A 22,511-nucleotide genomic window follows, 5' to 3' on the forward strand; every position below is an offset into this window, starting at 1 on the left:
AGTCGATGGTCAGTGGGTCGCTGTGCCCAAATCGGCACGATCCAGGTCGAGCGTCGCCGCATCCAGCAACACCGCCTTCGGATGGGTCTTGCGCACCGCGGCCGCGAACTGGCTGGCGTCGCCGACCACCACCACGGTGGCTTCATCGGCGTCCAGATGCTTGTGCGCGTACTTGCGCAGCTGGCGTGGCGTCACCGCGTTCACCTGGTCCGGAAAGCGGCTGATCTCGCCGAGGTTGACGTCGTACACGGCCAGCTCGGCCAGCTGGGTGGCCAGGCCGGTGGTGGTTTCCAGGCTGCGGCCATAGCTGCCGATCAGGGTGGCCTTGCGTGCGGCCAGTTCGGCGTCCGGTACGTTTTCGGCGCCCAGTTGGTGGAACTGGGCCAGCATAAGGTCCACCACCTGCGGCACCGCGGGGTTGCGGGTTTGCGCCGAGGCCAGCCACGCGCCGGCATTGCGCAGCGGTTGCAGCTCGCTGAACGCGCCGTAGGAAAGCCCGCGCTTGATGCGGATTTCCTCGTTCAACCGCGCCGAGTACGAACCGCCCAGCACGGCGTCGGCGACCAGGCCGTCGTAATAGTGGGCGTCGCTGCGCGGCGGTGCCGGATGCGACGCCACCACACCGGCCTGCCCGGCGCCGTGCTGGTTGACCAGCACCACCGCCGGCAATGAACGCTCGCCGCTGCCGGGCGGCTTGGCCGGCAAGGACGTGGCGGGCCGCGACCAGTCGCCGAAACTGGCCTGGGCCAGTTGCAGCGCCTGCGCCGGCGTGATGTCGCCGGCCAGGACCAGGATGGCGTTGTCGGGCCGGTACAGCGCGGCGTGCCATTGCTGCACATCGGCGCGGCCGATGCGGGCGATCGATGCGGGCGTGCCGCTGCGCGGGTGGCCATAGGCGCCGGTGCCGAAGGTGCCGCGCGCGGCCACCAGCCCGGCCAGCGCCGTCGGCTTGCTGAGGGTGAGGCGGACCTCGTCGATAGCCTGCGCCTGCGCCCGTTTCAGCTCGCGCGCATCGAAGGCCGGCTGGCGCACCACCTTGGCCAGCAAGGCCAGCGCCTGCGGCAGGCGCGGCGTGGTGACGGTGATGCCCACGTCGCTTTCGTCCCAACCGGCGGCCGCGCTCAACGAGCCTCCCAGGGTTTCGGCGGCGGTGGCGATCTGCGGCGCGGTGAGGCCGGCAGCGCCCTTGCTCAGCAGGTTGGCGGTGAGGTCGGCCAGGCCGGCCTGCGTGGGCGGGTCCATCTCGTCGCCGCTGCGTATCACCAGTCGCGCGGTGACCAGCGGCAGGCCGTCGCGGCGCACGCTGATCACCCGCAAGCCGTTCGGCAAGGCCTGGCTGGTCGGGGTGGGGATGGTCAGCGTGGGCGCAGCGCCCGGCACCGGTGGCGTGGTCGGAAACGTAGCCGGCGGCTCGGCCGCGACGGCGCTGCCCAGGGCAACACACAGGGTGGTGAAGAGGGTGGCACGGAAAGGGTTGATTGGACGGTTCACTTCGCGCTCTCCCCGCTGGACGGCTGGGCGGCCTTGGCCGCCGGCAGGTAATCGATGGTGACGTGGTACGCGCCGGTGACGTATTTCTGCAGTACCCGGTGGACGTCTTTCGCGGTGACTTTCTGCAAGGCCGCCAGGTCGGTGTTGGCGCGGGCCACGTCACCACCGATCAACGCTGCCTGGCCCAGCGCGAAGGCCAGCCCTTGCGCGGTCTGGCGCTGTTTCAGCTCATCGGTCAGCAACAGCGTCTTGGCGCGCTCCAGCTCGTCGGCGGGAATCGGCTGGGTGGCCAGCCAGATGATTTCCTCGTGCAGCAGTTTTTCCGCCTCTTCCGGCGCGTGGCCGCTGGCCAGGATCGCGTAGGCCAGGAACAGGCCCGGCCCCACCCGCACATCGGCTTCCGCATCAACCTCCCGCGCCACCTGGTGGCGATACACCAGCGCCTGGTACAGCCGCGATGCGTCGCCGCGCGCCAGCAGCGCGGCGGCCACCTGCAGCGCGATGGTGTCGGCGCTGTCAGCCGCTGGCGGAATCAGCCAGCTGAGCGCCACCGCCGGTAGCGGCGCGGTGGCGGCGGTGATGGTGACGCGGCGGTTCTTGCGCCGCTTCGGCTCGGTGGCGGTGACCCGCGGGATCGGCGTGGCCGGCTTCGGTATCCAGCCGAAATACTGGTCGACCCAGGCATCGAGCTGCTTCGGGTCGAAGTCGCCCGCCACGATCAGGGTGGCGTTGTCGGGGCGGTAGAAGGTGCGGTGGAAATCGATCACGTCCGGCAGCGTTGCCGCTTCCAGATCCTCGATGCTGCCGATGGTGGGGCGACGGTAGGGATGCACCGTGTAGGAGTTGGGATCGATCGCGTTGAACAGCTTGCCGTAGGGGTTGGCCAGCACGCTCTGGCGATATTCCTCCTCCACCACGGCGCGCTCGGATTTGAAATTGGGCTCGTCCACGTTGAGGCTGGACAGCCGCTCGGCCTCGGCCCACAGCAGCGTCTGCAGGTAATTGGCCGGCACCACCTCGAAATAGTTGGTGACGTCGTCGCTGGTGGTGGCGTTGTTGGCGCCGCCCACGTCCTCGGTGAGCCGGTCCATCTGCTCGGCCTGCATGTGCCGCGTGCTCTTGAACATCAGGTGCTCGAACAGGTGCGCGAAGCCGGAGCGGCCTTTCGGGTCATCCTTCGAACCCACGTGGTACCACATCTGCACCGCCACGTTGGGACTGCTGTGGTCCTCCACGCTCAGCACCTGCAAGCCGTTCGGCAAGGTGCGTTGCTGGTAGTGCAATGGGGGGATATCCAGATCCGCCGCCGCGACCGGCGCGGGCAGGGCCATGGCGGCAAGCAGGACGAGCGAAGCCAGCAAGGGGGCCGGACGCAGCAGGCGCATGGGCATTCCTGTCGGTTGAAAGAGGTAACGATAGCAAGCCGGCGCGGGTGCGCGTCCATCCCGACGAACGAGATTTGCCCGGGTGATATTGACGATGAATATTTACCGGGTAATATGCCGGTACATTTCTACCCGGATCAAACTCATGATGCCTACCGACGATGTGACCTGCAGCGCCTTCGACGATCGCCACCTGATCGCCCGCGGCCCCCTGGCCGAGGTCGTTCGCGCCACCAAGCAGGCGCTCGACGCGGGTGCCGCCGGTTCGATCCTGATTTTCGACGACCGCACCAGCCAGCTGATCGAGGTCGATTTCCGCGGCTCGCCGGATGAGGTAATGGCACGGCTGCCGGGGCCTGCGCCCACCGCCGCCCGCGGCCCCGGCCGTCCCCGACTGGGCGTGGTGGCGCGCGAAGTCACCCTGCTGCCGCGACACTGGGACTGGCTGGGCCAGCAGCCCGGCGGCGTATCGGGCGCGTTGCGTCGCCTGGTGGAACACGCCACCCGCCAACAGGAACCGCAAGCCCGGGCACGCCAGGCGCAAGAAGCGACCGACCGCTTCATGCGCGTGATGGCCGGCGACCTGGCGGGTTACGAAGAGGCCTCCCGGGCGCTGTACCGCGGCGAACGGGAGCGTTTCGCAGAACTGACGGCAACATGGCCGGCCGACGTGCGCGAACACCTGTTGAAACTGGCCGCCGATGCGTGGGCGTCGGAAGTGACGGCTTAAAAGGGCGCACCTCGGCACCGAAAGAAACCGTAATCCCCTCTCCCCTGTGGGGAGAGGGCAGGGAGAGGGGGCACACGCCGCGGGGAACCTCCAACGAAGCCCCCACCACCCGTCTTGACGCCCCGTTATGACCCCGCCCGCTACCGTGTGTCGCATTGTGCGAATCGGCGTGCCCCTGTCACCATACGGTTTGACCGGTAGCTGTGGCCTGCATGCGCGCACTTCACTCCGGCTTCCTCCACTGATGAGCTTTTCATGACGCGTCCTTCCTCGTTAGATCACGATCAACTGCTGGCTTGTGCCCGTGGCGAAATGTTCGGCCCCGGCAACGCCCGCCTGCCGCTGCCGCCGATGCTGATGTTCGACCGCATCACCCACATCTCCACCGAAGGCGGCGCCTACGGCAAGGGCGTGATCCAGGCCGAGATGGATATCCACCCCGACCTGTGGTTTTTCGCCTGCCACTTCGAGAGCGATCCGGTGATGCCCGGCTGCCTGGGGCTCGACGGCATGTGGCAGCTCAGCGGCTTCTACCTGCCGTGGCTGGGCGAGCCGGGCCTGGGCCGCGCGCTCGGCGTGGGCGAGGTGAAGTTCACCGGCCAGGTGCTGCCCACCGCCAAAAAGCTGCGTTACGAGATCGATATCCGCCGGGTGATGCGCGGCAAGCTGCGGTTGGTGATCGCCGATGGCAAGACGTTCGTCGACGACCGCCTGATCTACGCCGCCGACAACATGCGCGTCGGCCTGTTCCAGTCCACCGAGGGTTTTTGAGATGCGTCGTGTTGTAGTGACCGGTATGGGTGTGGTGTCGTGCCTGGGCAACGACGGGGCGACGGTTTCGTCGGCCCTGCGCGACAGCCGCAGCGGCATCCGCACCGTTCCCGATTATGTGGAGCTGGGCCTGCGCAGCCATGTGGCCGGCGTGCCCGAGATCGACCTGGTGGCCGAGATCGACCGCAAGCTGAAGCGCTTCATGGGCGACGCGGCGGCGTATGCGTATGTGTCGATGCGTGACGCGATCGCCAACGCCGGCCTTTCCGCCGAACAGGTCAGCAACCCGCGCACCGGCGTCATCGCCGGCTCCGGCGGCGGCTCGCCGCAGTGGCAGATCGAAACCGGCGACCTGCTGCGCAACAAGGGCGTGCGCAAGATCGGCCCGTACATGGTGCCGCGCACGATGTGCTCCACCGTGTCGGCCACGCTGGCCACCGGCTTCGGCATCCTGGGCCTCAGCTATTCCATCTCCGCCGCCTGCGCCACCTCGGCGCACTGCATCGGCGCGGCCGCGGACCTGATCCGTCACGGCGCGCAGGACATCGTCTTCGCCGGGGGCGGCGAGGAAGTGCACTGGGGCATGACCTCGCAGTTCGACGCGATGGGCGCGCTCTCCACCAGCTACAACGCCACGCCCGAATCGGCCTCGCGCCCGTACGACGTCAGCCGCGACGGCTTCGTCATCGCCGGTGGCGGCGGCATGCTGGTGCTGGAGGAGTACGAACACGCGCGTGCCCGCGGCGCCAACATCCTGGCCGAGCTGGTCGGTTACGGCGTCACCTCCGATGGCGGCGACATGGTCGCGCCCTCGGGCGAGGGCGCGGTGCGCTGCATGCAGATGGCCATGGCCAATGTCAGCGGCCCGATCGACTACCTCAACACCCACGGTACTTCGACGCCGGTGGGCGACGTGGTCGAGCTGAAAGCGGTGCGCGAAGTGTTCGGCGACGTGGTACCGCCGCTGTCCTCGACCAAGGCCCTCACCGGCCATTCGCTGGGCGCCGCCAGCGTGCACGAGGCGATCTACAGCCTGCTGATGCTCAACGAGAACTACGTGGCCGCCTCGGCCAACATCACCGAGCTGGATCCGCTGGCCGAAAGCTTCCCGATCGTGCGCGAAAGCCGCGACGCGAAGCTGACCACGGTGATGTCCAATAGCTTCGGCTTTGGCGGCACCAACGGCACCTTGGTGTTCGCCAAGGTTTGAACTGGTTTTTGTCGGAGCGGCTTTTGTGGGAGCGGCTTCAGCCGCGATGCTCTTGCTCTGGGACTTCAAAGAAAGAGCATCGCGACTGAAGTCGCTCCCACAGTCGCTCCCACCGGTGAGGGTCAGGCATCCTGCTTCCGCACCGGAATCGCCAGACTGTCGTCATCCGCACTGGCAAGCTGCCGGTCGATGCGCTGCAACGCCCCCAGCAACTGCGCCCGCGCCTCGGCGGCGAACGGGTTCTCCTGCTGGATCGCGGCAAACAGATGCCCGGCATCGCCACGCACCGCCGCCAGCATGTTCTTCAGGCCCTGGAACGACGGCGGGGTCACCGACAGGTCGTCGTCCACGCCGATCTCGATCAGCCCCTTGGCCAGGAAAAACGCCAGCGCGTGGGTATGCGCCATATGCCGGTCATGCGTGGCCGGGTCCTGGTCGATCACCTCGCAACCCAGCTCGCGGAACAGTGCGCGCGTGCGCTCGGCCGTCTGCGGATGCCGGGCGCTGGCGCACACCACCGTGCGCAACGGCCGCTCGCCCCGCGCCAGGCTGAGCGGGCCGAACAGCGGGTGCGTGCCCACGTGCGGTATCGCATCGCCCAGCTGCTCATCCATCAGCGCGCAGGGGTGCAGCTTCACGCTGCCCACGTCGATCACGGTGTGCCCAGCGCCCAGATGCGGCTTCAGCGCGGCCAGCGCCTCCGCCATCCGCGGCACCGGCATCGCCAGCACCACCCAGTCCGCGCCATCGATGGCGGCGACCATCGACGCCGCCGCCAGCGCCGCCGGCACCTCGGCCTGCGGATCATGGATACGCACCTCATGCCCCGCCCGCGCCAGCAGATCGGCAAACGCCTGGCCGAAGCGGCCGTAACCGAGTATCGCGAACACCATGGAGCCTTCCTGCGCGTCGAAAACAGTTGATGCTGCCACAAGCGCGGACTCTTCGTTCTATTGAGGGGCGTGATGGGTTGAGCCAAACGTGGGATTGGCCGTCCAAAAGCATGATGTCGAGGCGGCATGCCCTTCGACTCTGGCCGCTGCGCGGCCGACGCTCAGGGAGAACGGTGGAGGTTCGTTCGGTCGATGTCAGATTCCCTCACCCGATCACACTGAGCGTAGCCGTCCGCAGGACGGCGGAGTCGAAGTGCCACGAGAGCCGCGACTCAAGCCGAACCACCCGCCCTGGCTTCCAGCCGCAACAACTTCTGCCGCTTCTTCTCCGCCTTGCGCTCCCTGCGCGCGGCCTTGCGCTGCTTGCGGTCATGGCTCCACAAATAGATCGCGGGCGTACTCAACAACGTTAGAAGCTGCGACACGAACAGACCGCCGAGGATGGCGATACCCAGCGGCTGGCGCATTTCCGAGCCGTAGCCGAAGCCGATGGCCAGGGGCAGCGCGGCGCCCATGGCCACCAGGGTGGTCATGGTGATCGGGCGGAAGCGGACCAGGGCGGCTTCGCGGATCGCTTCGGGTGGTGAGCGGCCGTGTTCGCGTTCGGCGACGAGGGCGAAGTCGACCATCAGGATCGCGTTTTTCTTCACGATGCCGATCAGCATCAGCACCGCGATGGCGGACATCATGGTGAGCTGGGTGTGGGTGACCAGCATGGCCAGGAATGCGCCCATGCCGGCGGCCGGCAGCGTGGACAGGATGGTCAGCGGGTGGATCAGGCTTTCGTACAGCACGCCCAGCACCACGTACATCACCAGGATCACCGCCAGCAGCATCAGCAGGCCGTTGTTGAGCGCGTCCATCAGGTTCTGGTTGTCGCCGGTGTAGCTTTTCTGCACGCCGGCGGGCAGGCCGGCGGCGAAGATGGCCTGGTCGACGTATTTCAGGCCGTCAGTCTGGGTCAGGCCCTTGGCCAGGTTGTAGTTGATCGAGGCCGATTCGAGCTGGTTGTAGTGGTTGATGGTGACCGGCGCGATATGCGGCTCGATGTGCGCCAGCGCCGACAGCGGAATCATCTTGCCTTCCGTGTTGCGCACGTAGGTGTTGAGCAGGTTGGCGGGGCTCAGCGATTGTTCGGCATCGGCGGTGAGCACCACGCGGTACTGGTTGATGTCGGAATAGATGGTGGAGATCTGGTTCTGGCCGAACGCGTTGTACAGCGCCGAATCGATCTGGCCCATGCTCACGTGCAGGCGGCCGGCGGCATCGCGATCCACCTGCAACAGCTGCTGCCGGCCGATGCTGTCGAAGCTGGTGCTGACGTCGCGGAATTGCTTCATGCCGCGCATCACCTGCGCCAGTCGCAGCGTGGGTTGCTGCAGCGGCAGGCCGGCGGTGCTGCTGAGCTGGAACGCATACTGGCCCTTGGCGCCGCCGCCGGGGCCGCCGCCGCTGATGAACTGCACCGTGGTCAGCGTCACGTCGAGGTCGCTGACCTGCTTGTAATACTTGTCCAGCCGGTCCACCACGGCCTGGCCCGGTTCGTGGCGGTCGTTGGGGCCGTCGCCCAGCGGCTTCAGATCCACGAACAGCGTGGACTGGTTGCCCACCGCGCCATTGTTGTTGTTGCCGCCGAGAATGGTGGAGACGTCGAGCACCGCCGGGTCGGCCTGCAGCACCGCGGCCATCGCCTGCGTGCGTTCGGCCAGCAGGGTGGGCGAGATGTTGGCGTCGGCGGTGATCTGCGCCTGCAGCAGGCCGGTGTCCTCCTTCGGCATCAGGCTGCCGCCGGCGGTCTTGGCCACCACTACCGCCAGCACCACGGTCAGCACCAGCAGCAGGATCGGTTGCCAGCGCATCACCCGCCGATGGTGCATGGCCCAGTCCAGCGCGCGCTCGTAGATGCGCAGCAGGCCGCTGTCGAAGCGCTCGGCCATGCGCTCCAGCCGGCCCGGCGTGCGCGTGCCGGACTCGGGTGCCAGCCAGGCGCCGCACAGCGCCGGCGTCAACGTCAGCGACACCAGCGCCGAGATCACGATGGTGGCGATCAGGGTGACCGAGAACTCGCGCATCAGCATGGTGAACATGTTGTTGCCGAACACCATCGGCCCGAACACGGCGATCAGCGACAAGGTGATCGACACCACCGTGAAGCCGATCTCGCGCACGCCGGTGAGCGCGGCCGGCAGCGGCGCCATGCCGCGCTCGATGTGGCGCACGATGTTCTCGATCACCACGATCGCATCGTCCACCACGAAACCCACGCACAGCACCAGCGCCACCAGCGAGAAGATGTTGAGGGTGAAACCCAGCATCCACATCACCACGAACGCACCGGCCAGCGACAGCGGCACGCTGAACATCGCGATCACCGTGGGCCGCAGCCGGCGCAGGAACACCAGCATCACCAGCGCCACCATCACGATGCTCATCAGCAGCGCTATCTCCACCTCGTCCAGCGCCGATTCGGTGGTGGGGGTTAGGTCGAAGATCGGGTGGATTTCCACGTCGGCCGGCATCAGGTGGCTGAAGCCCGGCAGGGCGGCGCGGATGGCGTTCACCGTGGCCACCGCGTTCGCCTCCGAGCGCTTGCTGATCTGCATGGTCACGGCGCGCTGGCCGTTGAACCACGCCGCCGCGTACTGGTCCTGCTGGCCGCCGCTGATGGTGGCCACGTCGGACAGCCGCACCGGCACGCCGTCGCGGCTGGCGATCACCAGCGGGGCGAAATCGGCCACGGTGTGCAGCGCGTCGTTGGCGCTCACCGTCATCTGGGTGGCGCCGTTGCTGAGCATGCCTTGCGGCGAGGTGACGTTGGCCGCGCGCAGCGCGTTGGCCACGTCGTTGCTGGTGATGCCCTTGCGCGCCAGCGCGGCGCTGTTCAGCGCAATCCGCACCGCATGCGGCGCGCCGCCGGACACCTGCACCTGGGCCACGCCGGGGATCTGCGCCACGGCCGGTTTCAGCAAGGTGTCGGTGAGGTCGTAGAGCTGGTCGGGGGCCAGGCTGGTGGAGGTCAGCGACACCAGCAGCACCGGAATTTGCGAGGTGTCGAACTTGAAGTAACCCGGCGGGCTGGGCATGCCCGCGGGCAGGTCGGCGGCGGCCGCGTTGATCGCCGCCTGCACGTCGCGGGCGGCCTTGTCGGCGGTGCGGTCCATCTCGAACAGGATCTGGATCTGCGCGCCGCCCTCGCTGGCGCTGGAATACATCTGGCGCACGCCGGGAATCCGCCCCAGGTGCCGCTCCAGCGGCGCCACCACGGTGCTGGCCATGGTTTGCGCGTTGGCGCCGGGCATCTGCGCGAACACCACCACGCCGGGAAATTCGATCGACGGAAACGCCGCCACGCCCAGCAGCAGGTACGCCCACAGGCCACCCAGCATCAGCCCGATCGCCAGCAGCGAGGTGCCGACCGGGCGACGCACCATCGGCGCGAACACGTTCATGCGCACCGCCTTGCGTCACCGCGCGAGGTCGTCGATGGACGGGAACGGCGGCGGTCGTCGGCGAGAAAGGATGCAGGCATGCGCAGGGATATTACCGACGACGGCCTGCACGTGGATGTCGGGTCCGCGAAAGTTTCTTCCACTCGGGTTCCCGGGAAAGCTTCGACCTCGCCCGTCATTCCTGCGAACGCAGGAATCCAGGGCCTTTGCGTTGAAGGGCCTGGAGGCACTGGATCCCAGCCTTCGCCGGGATGACGAGCAAAAGCTGATCCATCAGACCTCCCCAGGACCGGCACGCGGTTTACGACGCACTGGCCGCCAGGCCCGCGCGCAGGCGTTTCTTCTCCGCCTTGCGCGCCTTGCGTGCGGCCTTGCGCAGCTTGCGGTCGTGACCCCACAGGTAGATCGCCGGCGTGCTCAGCAGGGTCAGCAACTGCGACACCAGCAAGCCGCCCACGATGGCCACGCCCAGCGGCTGGCGCATCTCCGAACCCACGCCGAAACCGATCGCCAGCGGCAGCGCCGCGCCCATCGCCACCAGCGTGGTCATGGTGATCGGGCGAAAGCGCACCAGCGCCGCCTCGCGGATCGCCTCGGGCGCGGACAGCCCGCGCTCGCGTTGCGCCACCAGCGCGAAATCCACCATCAGGATCGCGTTTTTCTTCACGATGCCGATCAGCATCAATATCGCGATGATCGCCATCAGGCTGAGCTGGGTCTGCGTCACCAGCATCGCCAGGAACGCGCCCGCGCCGGCCGCCGGCAAGGTGGACAGGATGGTCAGCGGGTGGCCCAGGCTCTCGTAGAGAATGCCCAGCACGATGTACATCGCCAGGATCGCGCCCAGCAGCAAGGTGCCGCCGTTGGATTGCAGATCCTGCAGCTCCTCGTCGGTGCCGCCGAATTTCAGGCGGATGCCGCCGGGCAGGTGGATCGCCAGCGCGGCCTGGTTGACCAGGTCGATGCCATGGCTTTCAGGCACGCCGGCGGGCAGGTTGTAGCTGATGTCGGTGGCTTCCAGCTGATCCTGGTGGACCACGCCGGACGGGCTGATGTTGGCCTCGATGCGGGCGATCGCGGATAGCGGTATCAACCGGCCCTGCGCGTTGCGCACGCGCGTGTCCAGCAGCGCGGCCGGGCTCAGCGACTGCGCGCCGGCACTGGTCAGCACCACGTGGTATTCGTTGATGTCGGAATAGATGGTGGACACCATGCGCTGGCCGAACGCGTTGTTCAGCGCCGTATCGACCATGCCCATGTTCACATGCAGGCGCGCCGCGGCGTCGTGGTCCACCTTCAGCATCTGCTGCTTGCCCACCTCGTCGAACTCGCTGCCCACGTCGCGCAGCTCTTTCGACTTGCGCATCTGCTGCACCATCTTCAGCGCCCACGGCTGCAGGTCGCCGCCATCCTTGCTGATCATCTGGAAGCTGTGCTGCGCGCCCTCGTTGTTGCCGCCACCGCCGCCCATGAACTGCAGGGTGCGCAACTGCACCTTCATGTCGGGCAACACCTCGAACTGCTTGCTGAGCCGCTCCAGCACCACTTTCGAACTGTCGCGACGATGGCCCGGACCTTCACCCAGCGGCTTCAGGTCGATCCACATGCGGCCGTTGTTGCCCACCGCGCCGCCGTTGCGGCCCAGCATGGACGACACATCCAGCACGGCCGGGTCCGCCTGCACGATCGCCGCCGCCTGCTTCACCCGCTCGGCCATCAGCTGCGGCGAGATGTTGGCGTCGGCGCTGATGTTGCCGTTGAGCGCGCCGGTGTCCTCCTCGGGCATGAAGGTGCCGCCGGCGGTCTTCACCACCGCCATGCCCAGCACCACCGTCGCCACCAGCAACAGCAGCGGCTGCCAGCGCATCAGCCGGCGGTGGTGCATGGCCCAGTCCAGCGCACGCTCGTAGACGCGATGCAGCCAGCGGTCGAAGCGCTCGAACGCGCGCTGGATGCGGTTGAGCGGTTTTTCGCCGGCATGTTCCAGGGTGAGAAAGCGGCCGCACAACGCGGGCGTCAGCGTCAGCGATACCAGCGCCGAGATCACGATCGCCGCGGTCAGCGTCACCGAGAACTCGCGCAGCAGCATCACCAGCATGTTGTTGCCGAACAGCAGCGGCGCGAACACCGCCACCAGCGACAGCGTGATCGACAGCACCGTGAAGCCGATCTCGCGCACGCCGATCAACGCCGCCGGCAGCGGCGGCTGGCCGCGCTCCATGTGGCGCACGATGTTCTCGATCACCACGATCGCGTCGTCCACCACGAAGCCGATGCACAACACCAGCGCCACCAGCGACAGCAGGTTCAAGGTGTAGCCGAACGCCCACATCGCCACGAACGCGCCGGCCAGTGACAGCGGCACGCTGAGCAGCGCGATCAGGGTGGGGCCGAGGCGGCGCAGGAAGATCAGCATCACCAGCGCCACCATCACGACGCTGATCATCAGTGTGAACTGCACTTCATGCAGCGCGGATTTGGTGGTCTGGGTGAGGTCAAGAATCGGCGTGATGGTGACATCGGCCGGCAGCATCGCGCGGAACGCCGGCAGCTGGTCGCGCACCGCGGCGGCGGTGGCCACCGCGTTCGCCTCCGGCCGCTTGGTCACCTGCATCATCACCGCGCGTTGGCCGTTGAACCAGGCGGCCTGGTATTGATCCTCCGGCCCGGAGGCTACCGTGGCCACGTCGGACAGCCGCACCGGCATGCCGTTTTTCATCGCGATCAGCAGGTTGCCGAATTCGGCCGGGTCCTGCAGCGCGTCGTTGGCCGACACCGTCATCTGCGTGTGGCCATCGCTGATGATGCCCTGCGGCGAGGTGACGTTGGCCGCCCGCAGCGCGTTCGCCACGTCGTTGGTGGTGAGCCCCTTGGCCGCCAGCGCACCGGTATCCAGCGTCACCCGCACCGCATGCGCGGTGCCGCCGAACACCTCCACCTGGGCCACGCCGGGGATCTGCGCCACCGCCGGGCTGAGCAAGGTGTTGGTGAGGTCGTACAGCTTGTCCGGCGGCAACCCGGTAGAGGTCAGCGACACCAGGATCACCGGCACCTGGGTGGTATCCGCCTTGAAGTATTGCGGCGGGTTGTCCATGTGCGTGGGCAGGTCGACCGCGGCGGCATTGATCGCCGCCTGCACGTCGCTGGCGGCCTTGTCCGCGCTGCGCCCCATGTACAACTGCAACCGCACGAAGGTGCGCCCCTCGGTGCTGTTGGAGTACATCTCCTTGACCCCGGGAATCCGCCCCAGATGCCGCTCCAGCGGCGCCGCGACCGTGGCCGCCATGGTCTGCGCGCTGGCGCCCTGCATGTTGGCCGACACCATCACCACCGGCAGATCCATCGACGGCAGCGCGGCCACGCCCAGCAGCTGGTAAGCCCAGCTCCCCGCCAATATCAACCCGATCGCCAGCAGCGAGGTGCCGATCGGTCGGCGGATCATGGGCGCAAAGATATTCATGGGCTCTCCGTGGCGGGCAAGGATAGCCGCTGCCATGGCCCACCGCGATGTGCCTGAAGTCGGCCCTGCCGGATGGCATGGGCCTACCGAGCCGCGACCTTCTTTTGTAGGAGCGCACCCTGTGCGCGATGCTTTCGCTTTTGCTTTGGTGTTTTTGCGGAAACGGCTTCGGTCGCGATGCTCTTGTTTTTTTTGGCCGTCTGTAGGAGCGACTTCAGTCGCGACGCTTTTGCTCTTGAATGTGGCCTCAGAGGAAGAGCTTTCGTCTGCCTACGGCAGCCGAGTTACTTTCTCTTTGCGTGGCCAAAGAGAAAGTAACCAAAGAGAAAGGCCACCCCACTTGGCGCTTGCCCGGGGTCGGGCTTTTCGACAGCACATCCATGTGCTGGCGAAAAGGCGTCGGCATCCTGCCGATTCCCCCTGCGGGGCCTTGTCGCCCCCGCCTCACCGCCGCATAGGGGCCCCGGGTAGAGCGACGGGCCATCCTGGCCCGTACTCGGGATGAAGCCAAGGCAAAGGCAAAGGCGAAAGCAGAAGCAAAAGCAGAAGCAAAAGCGAAGCTGCTCGCCTCAGCCGTTCTCCCTGAGCGTAGGCCGAAGGCCGAAGTCGAAGGGCCGCTCGGCGTCACCCTTCGACTCCGCCGCTGCGCGGCTACGCTCAGGGCGATCGGACGGTGAGGAAAAGAACAGAAGACTCCACGCCGCGACGCTCTCGCAGCGGCGCAGCCGCTGCGCACCGAGTGCGCGCCACGATGGCGCGCTGCTCTACCCGGGGCCCCTCTGAAGCGGCGGGCGGGCGAAGGATGCAAGCCAGTTTGGCGTCAGTCCATGGCGAGGGCATGGATGCCCGAGTTGAGGCAGCGCAGGAGCGGTTGCCCGATGGACTGTCGACAAACCCCGCAGCCCGACCGCGAACCTTGCGGGCAGGATGCCCGCTAGGCGCGCAAGCGGGGTGGCCTTTCTCTTTGGTTACTTTCTCTTGGCCACGCAAAGAGAAAGTGACTCGGTCGCCATTGGCGATCGGAAGCTCTTGCTCTGAAGCTCTATGTGTCGGGCATCAGAACAAAAGCATCGCGACTGAAGTCGCTCCTACAGAGGGGCCAAGCCGAGGCATCACCGCATCGTGGGGCTATACCGCACCGTCAAAAAGAAGCTCCGCCCCGGCTGGTTGTAGTACCAGACCGTTTCGTAGTCGCGGTCGAAGGCGTTGGCCAGGCGGGCTTCCAGTTGCCAGTTGGGGGTGAAGTGGTAGCTGGCGCGCAGCTCGGTGGTGGTGTAGCCGGGCACGGCTTGCCGGTTGCGGGCGTCGGCGTAGCTGTGGCTGCGGGCGTTGAGGGTGGCACCCAGGCCGAACGCGCCGAAGCTGCGGTCGACATCCAGCCGGGCGGTGCGTTGCGGGCGGCGCATCAGCAGCTTGCCGTCGTTCGGGCCGCCGTCCTCGTTTCGTGGCTGCAGCCAGGTCAGGTAGCCCTGCACTTGCCAGCCGGCGAGGACGACGCCCAGCTGGCCTTCCACACCGCGGATGCGTGCCTTGCTGATGTTCAGCGGGAAGTAGTTGCTGTCCAGCGCGATCATCTGGTCGATGTGGGTCTGGTAGGCGTTGATGCCCCAGTTCCAGTGGGTCAGGCGCTGGTTGAGGCCGAGTTCGACGCTGCGTGATTCTTCCGGTTTCAGGTCGGGGTTGCCGCTGCCGTAGGGGTAGTACACATCGTTGAAGGTGGGCGCGTGGAAGGCGGTGCCATAGCTGGCCGAGAGGCGCAGGCCGTGGTCGAAACGGTAACCCCAGGCGGCGCCGCCGGTGTTGTGGTTGCCGAACTGGCCGTTGTGGTCGCGGCGCGCCGAGAGCTGGATTTCCTGGCGGCCGAAGTTGCCCTGGTATTGCGCGTAGCCAGCGGTGTTGTTGCGGCGGGTGTCGAGGTAGCCGGTGTCGCTGTCGACGCGCTCACCCTGCCAGTCCAGGCCCACGGTCAGTAGTTGGTTGGGCGCCACGGTGATGTCGTTCTGCCAGCCGGCCTGGTCGTGGCGCGAGCCGATGTAGCCGCGAAAATCCTGGTTCTCGTAGCTGTCGTATCGGTCCAGGTTCTGGCCCAGGCTCAGCGTGGTTTTCCAGGCGTCGGTGGGGTTGATGCTGAAACGCCCGCCGGCCACTTGCTGCAGGGTGCGGCTGCGGTTCTGGTAGCTGCCGTCGAACTCGACCTCGCCCAGGTTGCGCAGCCAGGTACCGGAGAGTTCGGCGCCGTTGTCCCAGCGGTAGCCGCCGCTGGCGGTGAGGTTCTTGTTGCGGTTGCCGTCGCGGTCGGGCTCGTCGATGTAGCAGGCGGTGAAGGCCTCGGCCGCGCCGATGCGGCAGCTGTTGATGCCGCGGGTGTACTGCGCGCCCACGCCGATGTTGTACCAGGCGTGCTCGTCGCCGCCGGACAAGCCCGCCTGCCCGCGCAACAGGTTGTTGCTGCCGGTGGTGAGGCTGAAGGACGGTTGCAGGCCGCCGCCGGGCTGGCCGTGGCGGGTGAATATCTGGATCACGCCGCCGATCGCGTCGGCGCCGTAGAGGCTGGAGCGCGGCCCGCGCACCACTTCGACGTGGTCGATCTGTTCCACCGGAATCTGCTCGAACGCGGCCAGGCCCGCGGTGACGGAACCCACCCGCACGCCATCGACCAGCAGCAGCACATGGGTCGCATTGGTGCCGCGCATGAACAGCGACGTCTGCTGGCCCAGGCCACCCAGATTGCCCAGGCTCACGCCCGGCAGGCCGGTCAGCAGGTCGGTGACGGTCAGCGGTTGCAGCCGGTCGATGTCCTCGCGGTTGATCACGCTGACCGAGGCCAGCGATTCGTCGACGGTGATCGCGGTACGCGTGGCGGTGACGATCACCGCGTCCAGGTTCTCCGCGCCCACGGGATCGGGCCGGCCCGCATCGGCTTGCGCCGCCATCGATGTGGCCAGCAGCGCGGCGACCAGCAGGGTGCGTTTCATGTACGTCTGTTCCACAGGCATTCTCCGCCGCGCGCCCGCGCACGGCTCTTTGCGTCAATGAGCCGGTGGCGAAGAAGGAGGGGACGGAACAACGGGCAGGCGAGCGCCGACACGACTGTTCGGCCTCGCCCACCGCGAGCCACCAGGAATCGTGCAGGCCGGTCTCCGGGCTCACGAGTGGCAGGGGAAACCTGCCTCGAACAGCGCCTTCCCGTGCAAGCACAGTGGCATTCGCTGATCGACGATTCTCGCTTACCGTTGCGGGGGCAGCGCCGGCCTTGCGGTGATCAACACCACGCACCGGCTTCCCGTTTCATCCCTTCGGCGTGAAGCCGTCGGGACACCTGAACCGAGCCACTTTAGCGTCGCGGGGTAGTTGAGGCAACGAGCGGGCGGTGTGGTGCTACGCCGCACAAGCATCGCGAACGGTCCGGGCAGGCGCCGGGCGACTGCTACGATGCTGCCCGTCTTCCACCGCCGATCGATGCCATGTCCCTGCTGCCCACCGTCGAACACGAAACCGCCGCCAACCCCACCCACAGCATCATCTGGCTGCACGGCCTGGGTGCGGATGGCAACGACTTCGCGCCGATCGTGCCGGAGCTGGTGGCAAAAGATTGGCCGGCGCTGCGCTTCGTGTTTCCGCATGCGCCGGTGCAGCCGGTGACGATCAACGGCGGCGTGCCGATGCGCGCCTGGTACGACATCCACGGTTTCGACGCGCGGGCGCCGCAGGACGAGGCGGGGATCCGCGTGTCGATTGCCGCCGTCGAAGCGCTGATCGCCCGCGAGAACGCGCGCGGCGTGGCGGATGACAACATCTTCCTGGTCGGCTTCTCGCAAGGCGGCGCGATCGCGCTCAGCGCCGGTCTGCGCCATCCGCGCAAGCTCGCCGGCATCGTGGCGCTGTCCACCTACGTGCCGATATCCAGCCTGCTTGCCGCCGAACGCCACCTGGCCAACGGCGCCACGCCGATCTTCTGGGGCCACGGCAGCGCCGATCCGGTGGTGCTGTACCAGCGCGGCGTGGATTCGCGCGATCTGCTGCAGTCGCTGGGTTACACGGTGGACTGGCACAGCTACCCGATGCCGCATTCGGTCTGCGCCCAGGAGATCGCCGACCTGCGCCAGTGGCTGGGCGCGCGGCTGGCCTGACCCGCGCGGTGCGGCATACTCGCCTGATGCGCGAACTGCCCGCCCGCCGCCTCGAAGCCAGCCCCTTGCCGGACTTCTGCCGGCTGCCGGCGGTGTTCGCCTGGTTCGTGGTGGGCGCGCTGACGGTGACCGTGATGTGGCTGGCGCCCGGGCAGACGCGCGGCTGGTCCGGCTACAGCGTGGCGGTGCTGTTCGTCAGCTGGCTGGCGCTGGTGATCGCGGTGCTGCTGTGCAAATCGCGGCCGTGGCTGCAACGCCTGCCGGGCCGCTGGCCGTACCTCGGCGCGTGGCTGCTGATCATGCTGATCGTGGTGGCCGCCAGCGCGGCCGTGCACTGGCTCGACGCCTCGCTGCAAATGCCTTTCATCACCGCGTCGATGGGCGCGTTCGTGCGCGACAACGCCGTCATCGCCGCGCTGCTGGGCGCCGCGATGCTGCGCTATTTCTACGTGCTGGCGCAGTGGCAGGCGCGGCTGGCCGCCGTGACGCGGGCGCAGGTGGGCGCGTTGCAGGCGCGCATCCGGCCGCACTTCCTGTTCAACAGCATGAATACCGTGGCGGCCCTGATCCGGGTCGACCCGGCCGCCGCCGAGCGCACCGTGGAAGACCTGTGCGAACTGTTCCGCGCCGCGCTGGGCCAGCACGACACCGACACCGGCACCCTGGGCGAAGAGCTGGCGCTGATCGAGCGCTACCTGGCCATCGAGCAATGGCGCCTGGCCGAACGGCTGCGCGTGGTGCGCCAGCTGGATGATCTACCGGCCGATTTCCCGCTGCCGCGGCTGCTGCTGCAACCGCTGGTGGAAAACGCCGTGCGCCACGGCATCCAGCCGCTGCGCGCGGGCGGCGAGGTGGTGTTGCGCGGCGCCCGCGAAGGCGCCGGCGTGATGGTGGAAATCATCAACCCCCTGCCCACCACGCCGCCGGAACCGGGCAACGGCCACGGCCTGGACAGCGTGCGCCAGCGCATCGCCTACCACTACGGCCCGCGCGCCCGTTTCGAGGCCGGCCCGCGCGGTGACCAGTTCGTGGTGACCCTGCACCTGCCGGGGCCAGCCGCATGACCCGCGTACTGATCGTCGACGACGAACCGCTGGCACGCGCCCGGCTGGCCGCGCTGTTGGCCGAATGCGACGGCTGCGAACTGGTCGGCAGCGTGGCCGACGGCGAAGCCGCGTTGGCCGTACTCGGCGAATTGCAACCCGACGTGCTGCTGCTGGACATCAACATGCCCGCCCTCAGCGGCACCGCCCTGGCCCGCCGGCTGGCCGGACGGCCGCGGCCATTAATCATCTTCTGCACCGCCTACGAAGCCCACGCACTGCAAGCCTTCGAACTGGGCGCCGTCGACTACCTGCTCAAACCCGTACGCCTCGACCGTCTGCGCGAAGCCCTGCAACGCGCCCAGCGACGGCTGGCCGAACAACCCCGCGAACGCACCACCTTCCTCCACGGCCGCCTCCGCGGCGCACCCGTGCGCATCGCCCTGGACGAAGTGATCTGCCTGCTGGCCGAGGAGAAATACGTGGTCGTGCAACATCAGGGAGGGGAATTGCTGATCGAGGAATCGCTGCGGCAGCTGGAAGAAACCTATCCCGAGCAACTGCTGCGCCTGCACCGCAATTGCCTGGTGCCGCCGGCTCGGTTGCTGGGGCTGAAAATCTTGCCCGATGGTCGTGCGTTGGCGCGCCTTGATGGCACTGAGCTGGCGCCGGAAGTGAGCCGAAGGAATCTGCCGGCGGTGCGGAAGTTGTTGCGGTTGGGGTGAGGTGTCGGGTTGTATATCAAAGGCACCACACGGCGGCGTCTGACAAGCGAGCGGGGCAAGCTAATCGGATAATGCATCGAAGGGAAGCCGCCAGCAGATCACTCACTGGATGGTTATTCACGGGTGCGAAGCGCGCGATCTTGGTTTCGGCGGTGGGATTAGGCGGCATCAGCCAGAGCAAGTCTTTGATTCGCGTACACCTACAGCACCAAGAAGATGTCGCCACGCGGGAATAGGCTGCAGGATTACACTGCATTTTGAAATCTACATAGCGTTAGACCTCATGAGCAGAACTTGCGGCACGTCAATGCATAGAAAGCAGTTGCTCGCCAGCGAGGTGGCAGTCTGTTACTACTGCTTCGCCCAATTTCCGCCTTCGACTATTACGCAGTGGTGCGACGGCGACGAGCTGGGGCACACTGCAATCTGCCCTCACTGCAGTGTCGACGCGGTTGTTGGCTTCAACGGTCCGGTCGATGTTGCCTGGGTTAAGGACGCGCATCAAAAGGGGTTCGGCTAGCATGTGGTCTAACATTTCATTCGAGGCGGACGGCTCCGCCGCCGCTCAATTCCAGCGTTAGGCGCGTATGGAAATTGTCGGGCTCATTATTGCATCGCTTGGCGTCCTGATCGTCTTTGACACGCCAAGAAAATGGATCGCAGCTCAATTCAGCCGAAAAAGGGTGAACCAAACGAGACCTTCACTTGCAGAGGACGAGCCCACTTCTCTACATGCCATCATCCTGTACGTCAATTCGAGCGCTAAGCCTTTAAATCTGGACAATGACATTGCACTTGCTACAAGTTCGACGGTTGATCCATTTGTCGGGGATGGTAGGTGGTTGTTGGACATGGTGAGCGCATTGAGCATATCCACCATGGGGCAGCTAGATGAGCTCGTGGCGCGGCACACTCCACACGCCAAATTGCTTGCGCATGCAATACTCTCTGAACACCAGAAAATCCGCCGCGGTCATGGCCTAAGCCTCGTTCTAGAGATTGAAGCAATGCAGCGCTACGGCTCGGATTGGTACGAGAAATTCATTAAATTACTCAAGATGACATCTTCGTCAAAAAGGTTCGCTGATGAGATCTATTCTTTCTACATGACGGTTCGTAGATCACGTGCCTAACAATTCGTTCAAGCCGAACCCGCATCGGGGCGGCGCCCGCGTGCCTACGCTACGCTAGCACGCAGTCGCCGCCCCGCTACGGGTCGGCTTAACTAAGGCGTTAGACCTCATGTTCAAAATTGCGGCCATCCTTAGAAAAAGCCAGAGTCCCAACGTCTTCCGTAGGGCGATCCTGAGTGCGTTCTCTGGAGGCATTGGCGATGAGTACCTCATATGCAGCGGCTTCTTCCAAGAAAAGAAATACAAAGTTAACTCGTACTATGCATCTGACTCCTTTATCGCAAATGTCCCGCCGAAGCCCTGCAAGGCCACAGTGACTACTGTTGGCATATATGACCCCCATACATGGGGATCTCAGTACAACGACTTTGTAGCCAAGCTTTCTTCAATAAAGTGTTCGTGCGGAAACCACCTATCGGTCAAACAGCGCAAACGGAAGGGCAGCAACAAGTGGCACGCCAAGGTCTTCGTTGCAAAGAGCAATGGCCAACCGCGGCTAGCCATTGTGGGAAGCAGCAACATCACCAAGAATGCGTTTGATGAAAAGAAAGGCTGGAATCGCGAGTGCGATGTTCTAATCTGGAACTCTTCAGACGCGCAAGTGGATGCCTTAGTTAGGGCAGCCATTTCTGGCGGGGGAGATCAACCTGGCCTAGGCGCGGCTCAGGATGGCCAGGCTCCAGAAGTCTTCATTTCTTCCTACGATGCGGAAGACCCGCTAAATTTTCGTCGCGGCAGCATCCAGTCAAGGTTGGAGCTGCTTTGGCAGGACGTGATCGATGCCAGCGATGAGATCTAACAATTCATTCAAGCCGAAGCCGCTTCGCGGCTCAGAACCAAAGGGGTCAGGTTCATTTAGCACAAAAAACTAGCCGAAAATAAATGAACCTGACCCCTTTCCTGCTGCAACGTAGGAAGTCTGCAACCCGTCCATGCAAAGTTGATTTCCTATTTCACGGGCTTTTTGAACGACAGCTTTCAGCCAACCAACGACCCGGTAAATCAACCACAGCTCGATGACGACGAGACAACCATCGAGATGAAACTATTTTTCTCGACGGCTGCGCTTGCGGGTACCAACGGTGTTTCCGTCTTTATCGATGCCTAGGGAAAAGGCGTCGGAACTGCATGATCGTAAGCAAGCAGCCAGTTTTAGGCTCGTCGTCACGATGTCCGCAGCGGCCGACTAGGTTGTCGATTAATTCAAACGCAAAAAAAAGGAGAATTCATGCAAGACATGGGTGTCATTTCCGAACACAGGGAATACGAGTATTCCGTGAACCCGTCATTTCTGACTAAGTTTCTAAAAGTAATGTTGTTCATTTCGATTGGTACGACGGTACTTTTGCTGATCTCCAATTTCATGCAGTTTGAGCTAGTGTCGAGCGGTATCATAACGAAGTCTTCTGCCGATGCCAACGATACGCGCCAACACTTCTTGAGTATTCTTCGACTGGCGATATTCATCGTAACTTCCATCACCTTTTTGATGTGGATCTACCGCGCCAATAAAAATGCTCAGGGATTTTCAAGCAAGACTCTGGAATTCACACCGGGATGGGCGGTAGGTTATTTCTTCATACCGGTTGTCAGCCTCTACTTGCCGTACAGGGCCATGAGGGAAATATGGCGAGTCAGCTCGGCACCTGATCATTGGAGAACTCAGCCTGGCAGCGCTTTACTTCAGTGGTGGTGGGCAGTATGGCTGGCATCGAATTTTTCCGGTTTTGCTGCAGCAAGATTTTCCATGCACATAAAATCTTTGGCCGATATTCAGCACGCCACGATCGCATCCATTCTGTCAAATTGCATTAACATATTGGCGTACATCCTGGCTCTATCGGTAGTTGTCGCGATATCGACCAAGCAGCGAAAACTGGTTGATGAAGGTTCGGGCAATTCGTTCGATGCGGATGGCCTCGCCACCAACAACTGACGAAATAGGGACCAGTCTGGAAGCAGGGGTCGGTGTGAACCTTCTTGGTAAGTCGACCCCGGCGTTTTCCCTGCTTTTCGACTCGACGGTATTCGATTGATCTATTCAAAAAGTCGGAATCGATGCAACCTGCCCACGGTGTTGCATCAAGGCGC

Annotated in this window: 15 protein-coding genes and 1 riboswitch; of the genes, 9 read left to right on the forward strand and 6 right to left on the reverse strand. The window is 65.2% G+C overall.

The window, feature by feature from the left end; genetic code table 11:
- Positions 1-9: 9 nt before the first annotated feature.
- Positions 10-1,491, reverse strand: coding sequence for a pitrilysin family protein (locus ASD68_RS11705; RefSeq protein WP_056606914.1), 1,482 nt, complete (start codon positions 1,489-1,491; stop codon positions 10-12).
- A complete protein-coding gene (locus ASD68_RS11710) occupies positions 1,488-2,876 on the reverse strand; it encodes a pitrilysin family protein (RefSeq protein WP_056607565.1) in 1,389 nt (462 codons plus the stop codon). Before ASD68_RS11710 ends, ASD68_RS11705 begins: the two co-directional genes overlap by 4 nt.
- Positions 2,877-3,021: 145 nt before the next feature.
- Here ASD68_RS11710 and ASD68_RS11715 point away from each other — a divergent pair, with 145 nt between their 5' ends.
- The 3 genes from ASD68_RS11715 (at position 3,022) to fabB (ending at position 5,587) form a co-directional block, all read left to right on the forward strand.
- Positions 3,022-3,606 carry a DUF2239 family protein gene (locus ASD68_RS11715; protein WP_056606917.1) on the forward strand — a complete coding sequence of 195 codons (585 nt, stop codon included), beginning with the start codon at positions 3,022-3,024 and terminating at the stop codon, positions 3,604-3,606.
- A gap of 255 nt (positions 3,607-3,861) precedes the next feature.
- Complete coding sequence (gene fabA, locus ASD68_RS11720; RefSeq protein WP_007080576.1) at positions 3,862-4,377, forward strand: 3-hydroxyacyl-[acyl-carrier-protein] dehydratase FabA; 516 nt, start codon at positions 3,862-3,864, stop codon at positions 4,375-4,377.
- A gap of 1 nt (position 4,378) precedes the next feature.
- Positions 4,379-5,587 carry a beta-ketoacyl-ACP synthase I gene (gene fabB, locus ASD68_RS11725; protein ID WP_056606920.1) on the forward strand — a complete coding sequence of 403 codons (1,209 nt, stop codon included), beginning with the start codon at positions 4,379-4,381 and terminating at the stop codon, positions 5,585-5,587.
- Positions 5,588-5,709: 122 nt separating this feature from the next.
- Here fabB and ASD68_RS11730 read toward each other — a convergent pair whose 3' ends face one another.
- From ASD68_RS11730 to ASD68_RS11745, 4 genes are all read right to left on the reverse strand, one after another.
- Positions 5,710-6,480, reverse strand: a complete 771-nt coding sequence (locus ASD68_RS11730; protein ID WP_056606923.1) for a prephenate dehydrogenase — start codon at positions 6,478-6,480, stop codon at positions 5,710-5,712.
- 272 nt (positions 6,481-6,752) lie between these two features.
- Positions 6,753-9,929, reverse strand: a complete 3,177-nt coding sequence (locus tag ASD68_RS11735) for an efflux RND transporter permease subunit (RefSeq protein WP_056606926.1) — start codon at positions 9,927-9,929, stop codon at positions 6,753-6,755.
- A 301-nt stretch (positions 9,930-10,230) separates the two neighbouring features.
- Entirely contained in the window at positions 10,231-13,389 is a 3,159-nt protein-coding gene (locus ASD68_RS11740) for an efflux RND transporter permease subunit (RefSeq protein WP_056606928.1), read from the reverse strand.
- Positions 13,390-14,501: 1,112 nt separating this feature from the next.
- Positions 14,502-16,364, reverse strand: coding sequence for a TonB-dependent receptor (locus ASD68_RS11745; RefSeq protein ID WP_056607567.1), 1,863 nt, complete (start codon positions 16,362-16,364; stop codon positions 14,502-14,504).
- A gap of 138 nt (positions 16,365-16,502) precedes the next feature.
- Positions 16,503-16,727: riboswitch (cobalamin riboswitch) on the reverse strand.
- 126 nt (positions 16,728-16,853) lie between these two features.
- Here ASD68_RS11745 and ASD68_RS11750 point away from each other — a divergent pair.
- The 6 genes from ASD68_RS11750 to ASD68_RS11780 all read left to right on the forward strand — a co-directional run bounded on the left by ASD68_RS11750 (position 16,854) and on the right by ASD68_RS11780 (position 22,356).
- Entirely contained in the window at positions 16,854-17,519 is a 666-nt protein-coding gene (locus ASD68_RS11750; protein ID WP_056606932.1) for an alpha/beta fold hydrolase, read from the forward strand.
- Positions 17,520-17,545: 26 nt separating this feature from the next.
- Positions 17,546-18,583 carry a histidine kinase gene (locus ASD68_RS11755; RefSeq protein WP_056607569.1) on the forward strand — a complete coding sequence of 346 codons (1,038 nt, stop codon included), beginning with the start codon at positions 17,546-17,548 and terminating at the stop codon, positions 18,581-18,583.
- The gene (locus ASD68_RS11760; protein WP_056606936.1) at positions 18,580-19,287 is read left to right on the forward strand and encodes a LytTR family DNA-binding domain-containing protein; all 708 of its coding nucleotides are present in this window, start codon (positions 18,580-18,582) and stop codon (positions 19,285-19,287) included. Before ASD68_RS11755 ends, ASD68_RS11760 begins: the two co-directional genes overlap by 4 nt.
- Positions 19,288-19,874: 587 nt before the next feature.
- The gene (locus ASD68_RS11770) at positions 19,875-20,420 is read left to right on the forward strand and encodes a hypothetical protein (protein ID WP_056083325.1); all 546 of its coding nucleotides are present in this window, start codon (positions 19,875-19,877) and stop codon (positions 20,418-20,420) included.
- A 109-nt stretch (positions 20,421-20,529) separates the two neighbouring features.
- Complete coding sequence (locus ASD68_RS11775; RefSeq protein ID WP_056606944.1) at positions 20,530-21,219, forward strand: hypothetical protein; 690 nt, start codon at positions 20,530-20,532, stop codon at positions 21,217-21,219.
- A 429-nt stretch (positions 21,220-21,648) separates the two neighbouring features.
- Entirely contained in the window at positions 21,649-22,356 is a 708-nt protein-coding gene (locus tag ASD68_RS11780; RefSeq protein ID WP_056606947.1) for a DUF4328 domain-containing protein, read from the forward strand.
- Positions 22,357-22,511: the final 155 nt, after the last annotated feature.

This window comes from Rhodanobacter sp. Root627 (assembly GCF_001427835.1).
GTDB classification, from domain to species: domain Bacteria; phylum Pseudomonadota; class Gammaproteobacteria; order Xanthomonadales; family Rhodanobacteraceae; genus Rhodanobacter; species Rhodanobacter ginsenosidimutans.

Coding starts and splice junctions, on each gene's coding strand:
- ASD68_RS11710 (WP_056607565.1), bottom strand. CDS start 2,876: ATGCGCCTGCTGCGTCCGGCCCCCTTGCTGGCTTCGCTCGTCCTGCTT.
- ASD68_RS11715 (WP_056606917.1), top strand. CDS start 3,022: ATGATGCCTACCGACGATGTGACCTGCAGCGCCTTCGACGATCGCCAC.
- fabA (WP_007080576.1), top strand. CDS start 3,862: ATGACGCGTCCTTCCTCGTTAGATCACGATCAACTGCTGGCTTGTGCC.
- fabB (WP_056606920.1), top strand. CDS start 4,379: ATGCGTCGTGTTGTAGTGACCGGTATGGGTGTGGTGTCGTGCCTGGGC.
- ASD68_RS11730 (WP_056606923.1), bottom strand. CDS start 6,480: ATGGTGTTCGCGATACTCGGTTACGGCCGCTTCGGCCAGGCGTTTGCC.
- ASD68_RS11735 (WP_056606926.1), bottom strand. CDS start 9,929: ATGAACGTGTTCGCGCCGATGGTGCGTCGCCCGGTCGGCACCTCGCTG.
- ASD68_RS11740 (WP_056606928.1), bottom strand. CDS start 13,389: ATGAATATCTTTGCGCCCATGATCCGCCGACCGATCGGCACCTCGCTG.
- ASD68_RS11745 (WP_056607567.1), bottom strand. CDS start 16,364: ATGAAACGCACCCTGCTGGTCGCCGCGCTGCTGGCCACATCGATGGCG.
- ASD68_RS11750 (WP_056606932.1), top strand. CDS start 16,854: ATGTCCCTGCTGCCCACCGTCGAACACGAAACCGCCGCCAACCCCACC.
- ASD68_RS11755 (WP_056607569.1), top strand. CDS start 17,546: ATGCGCGAACTGCCCGCCCGCCGCCTCGAAGCCAGCCCCTTGCCGGAC.
- ASD68_RS11760 (WP_056606936.1), top strand. CDS start 18,580: ATGACCCGCGTACTGATCGTCGACGACGAACCGCTGGCACGCGCCCGG.
- ASD68_RS11770 (WP_056083325.1), top strand. CDS start 19,875: ATGGAAATTGTCGGGCTCATTATTGCATCGCTTGGCGTCCTGATCGTC.
- ASD68_RS11775 (WP_056606944.1), top strand. CDS start 20,530: ATGTTCAAAATTGCGGCCATCCTTAGAAAAAGCCAGAGTCCCAACGTC.
- ASD68_RS11780 (WP_056606947.1), top strand. CDS start 21,649: ATGCAAGACATGGGTGTCATTTCCGAACACAGGGAATACGAGTATTCC.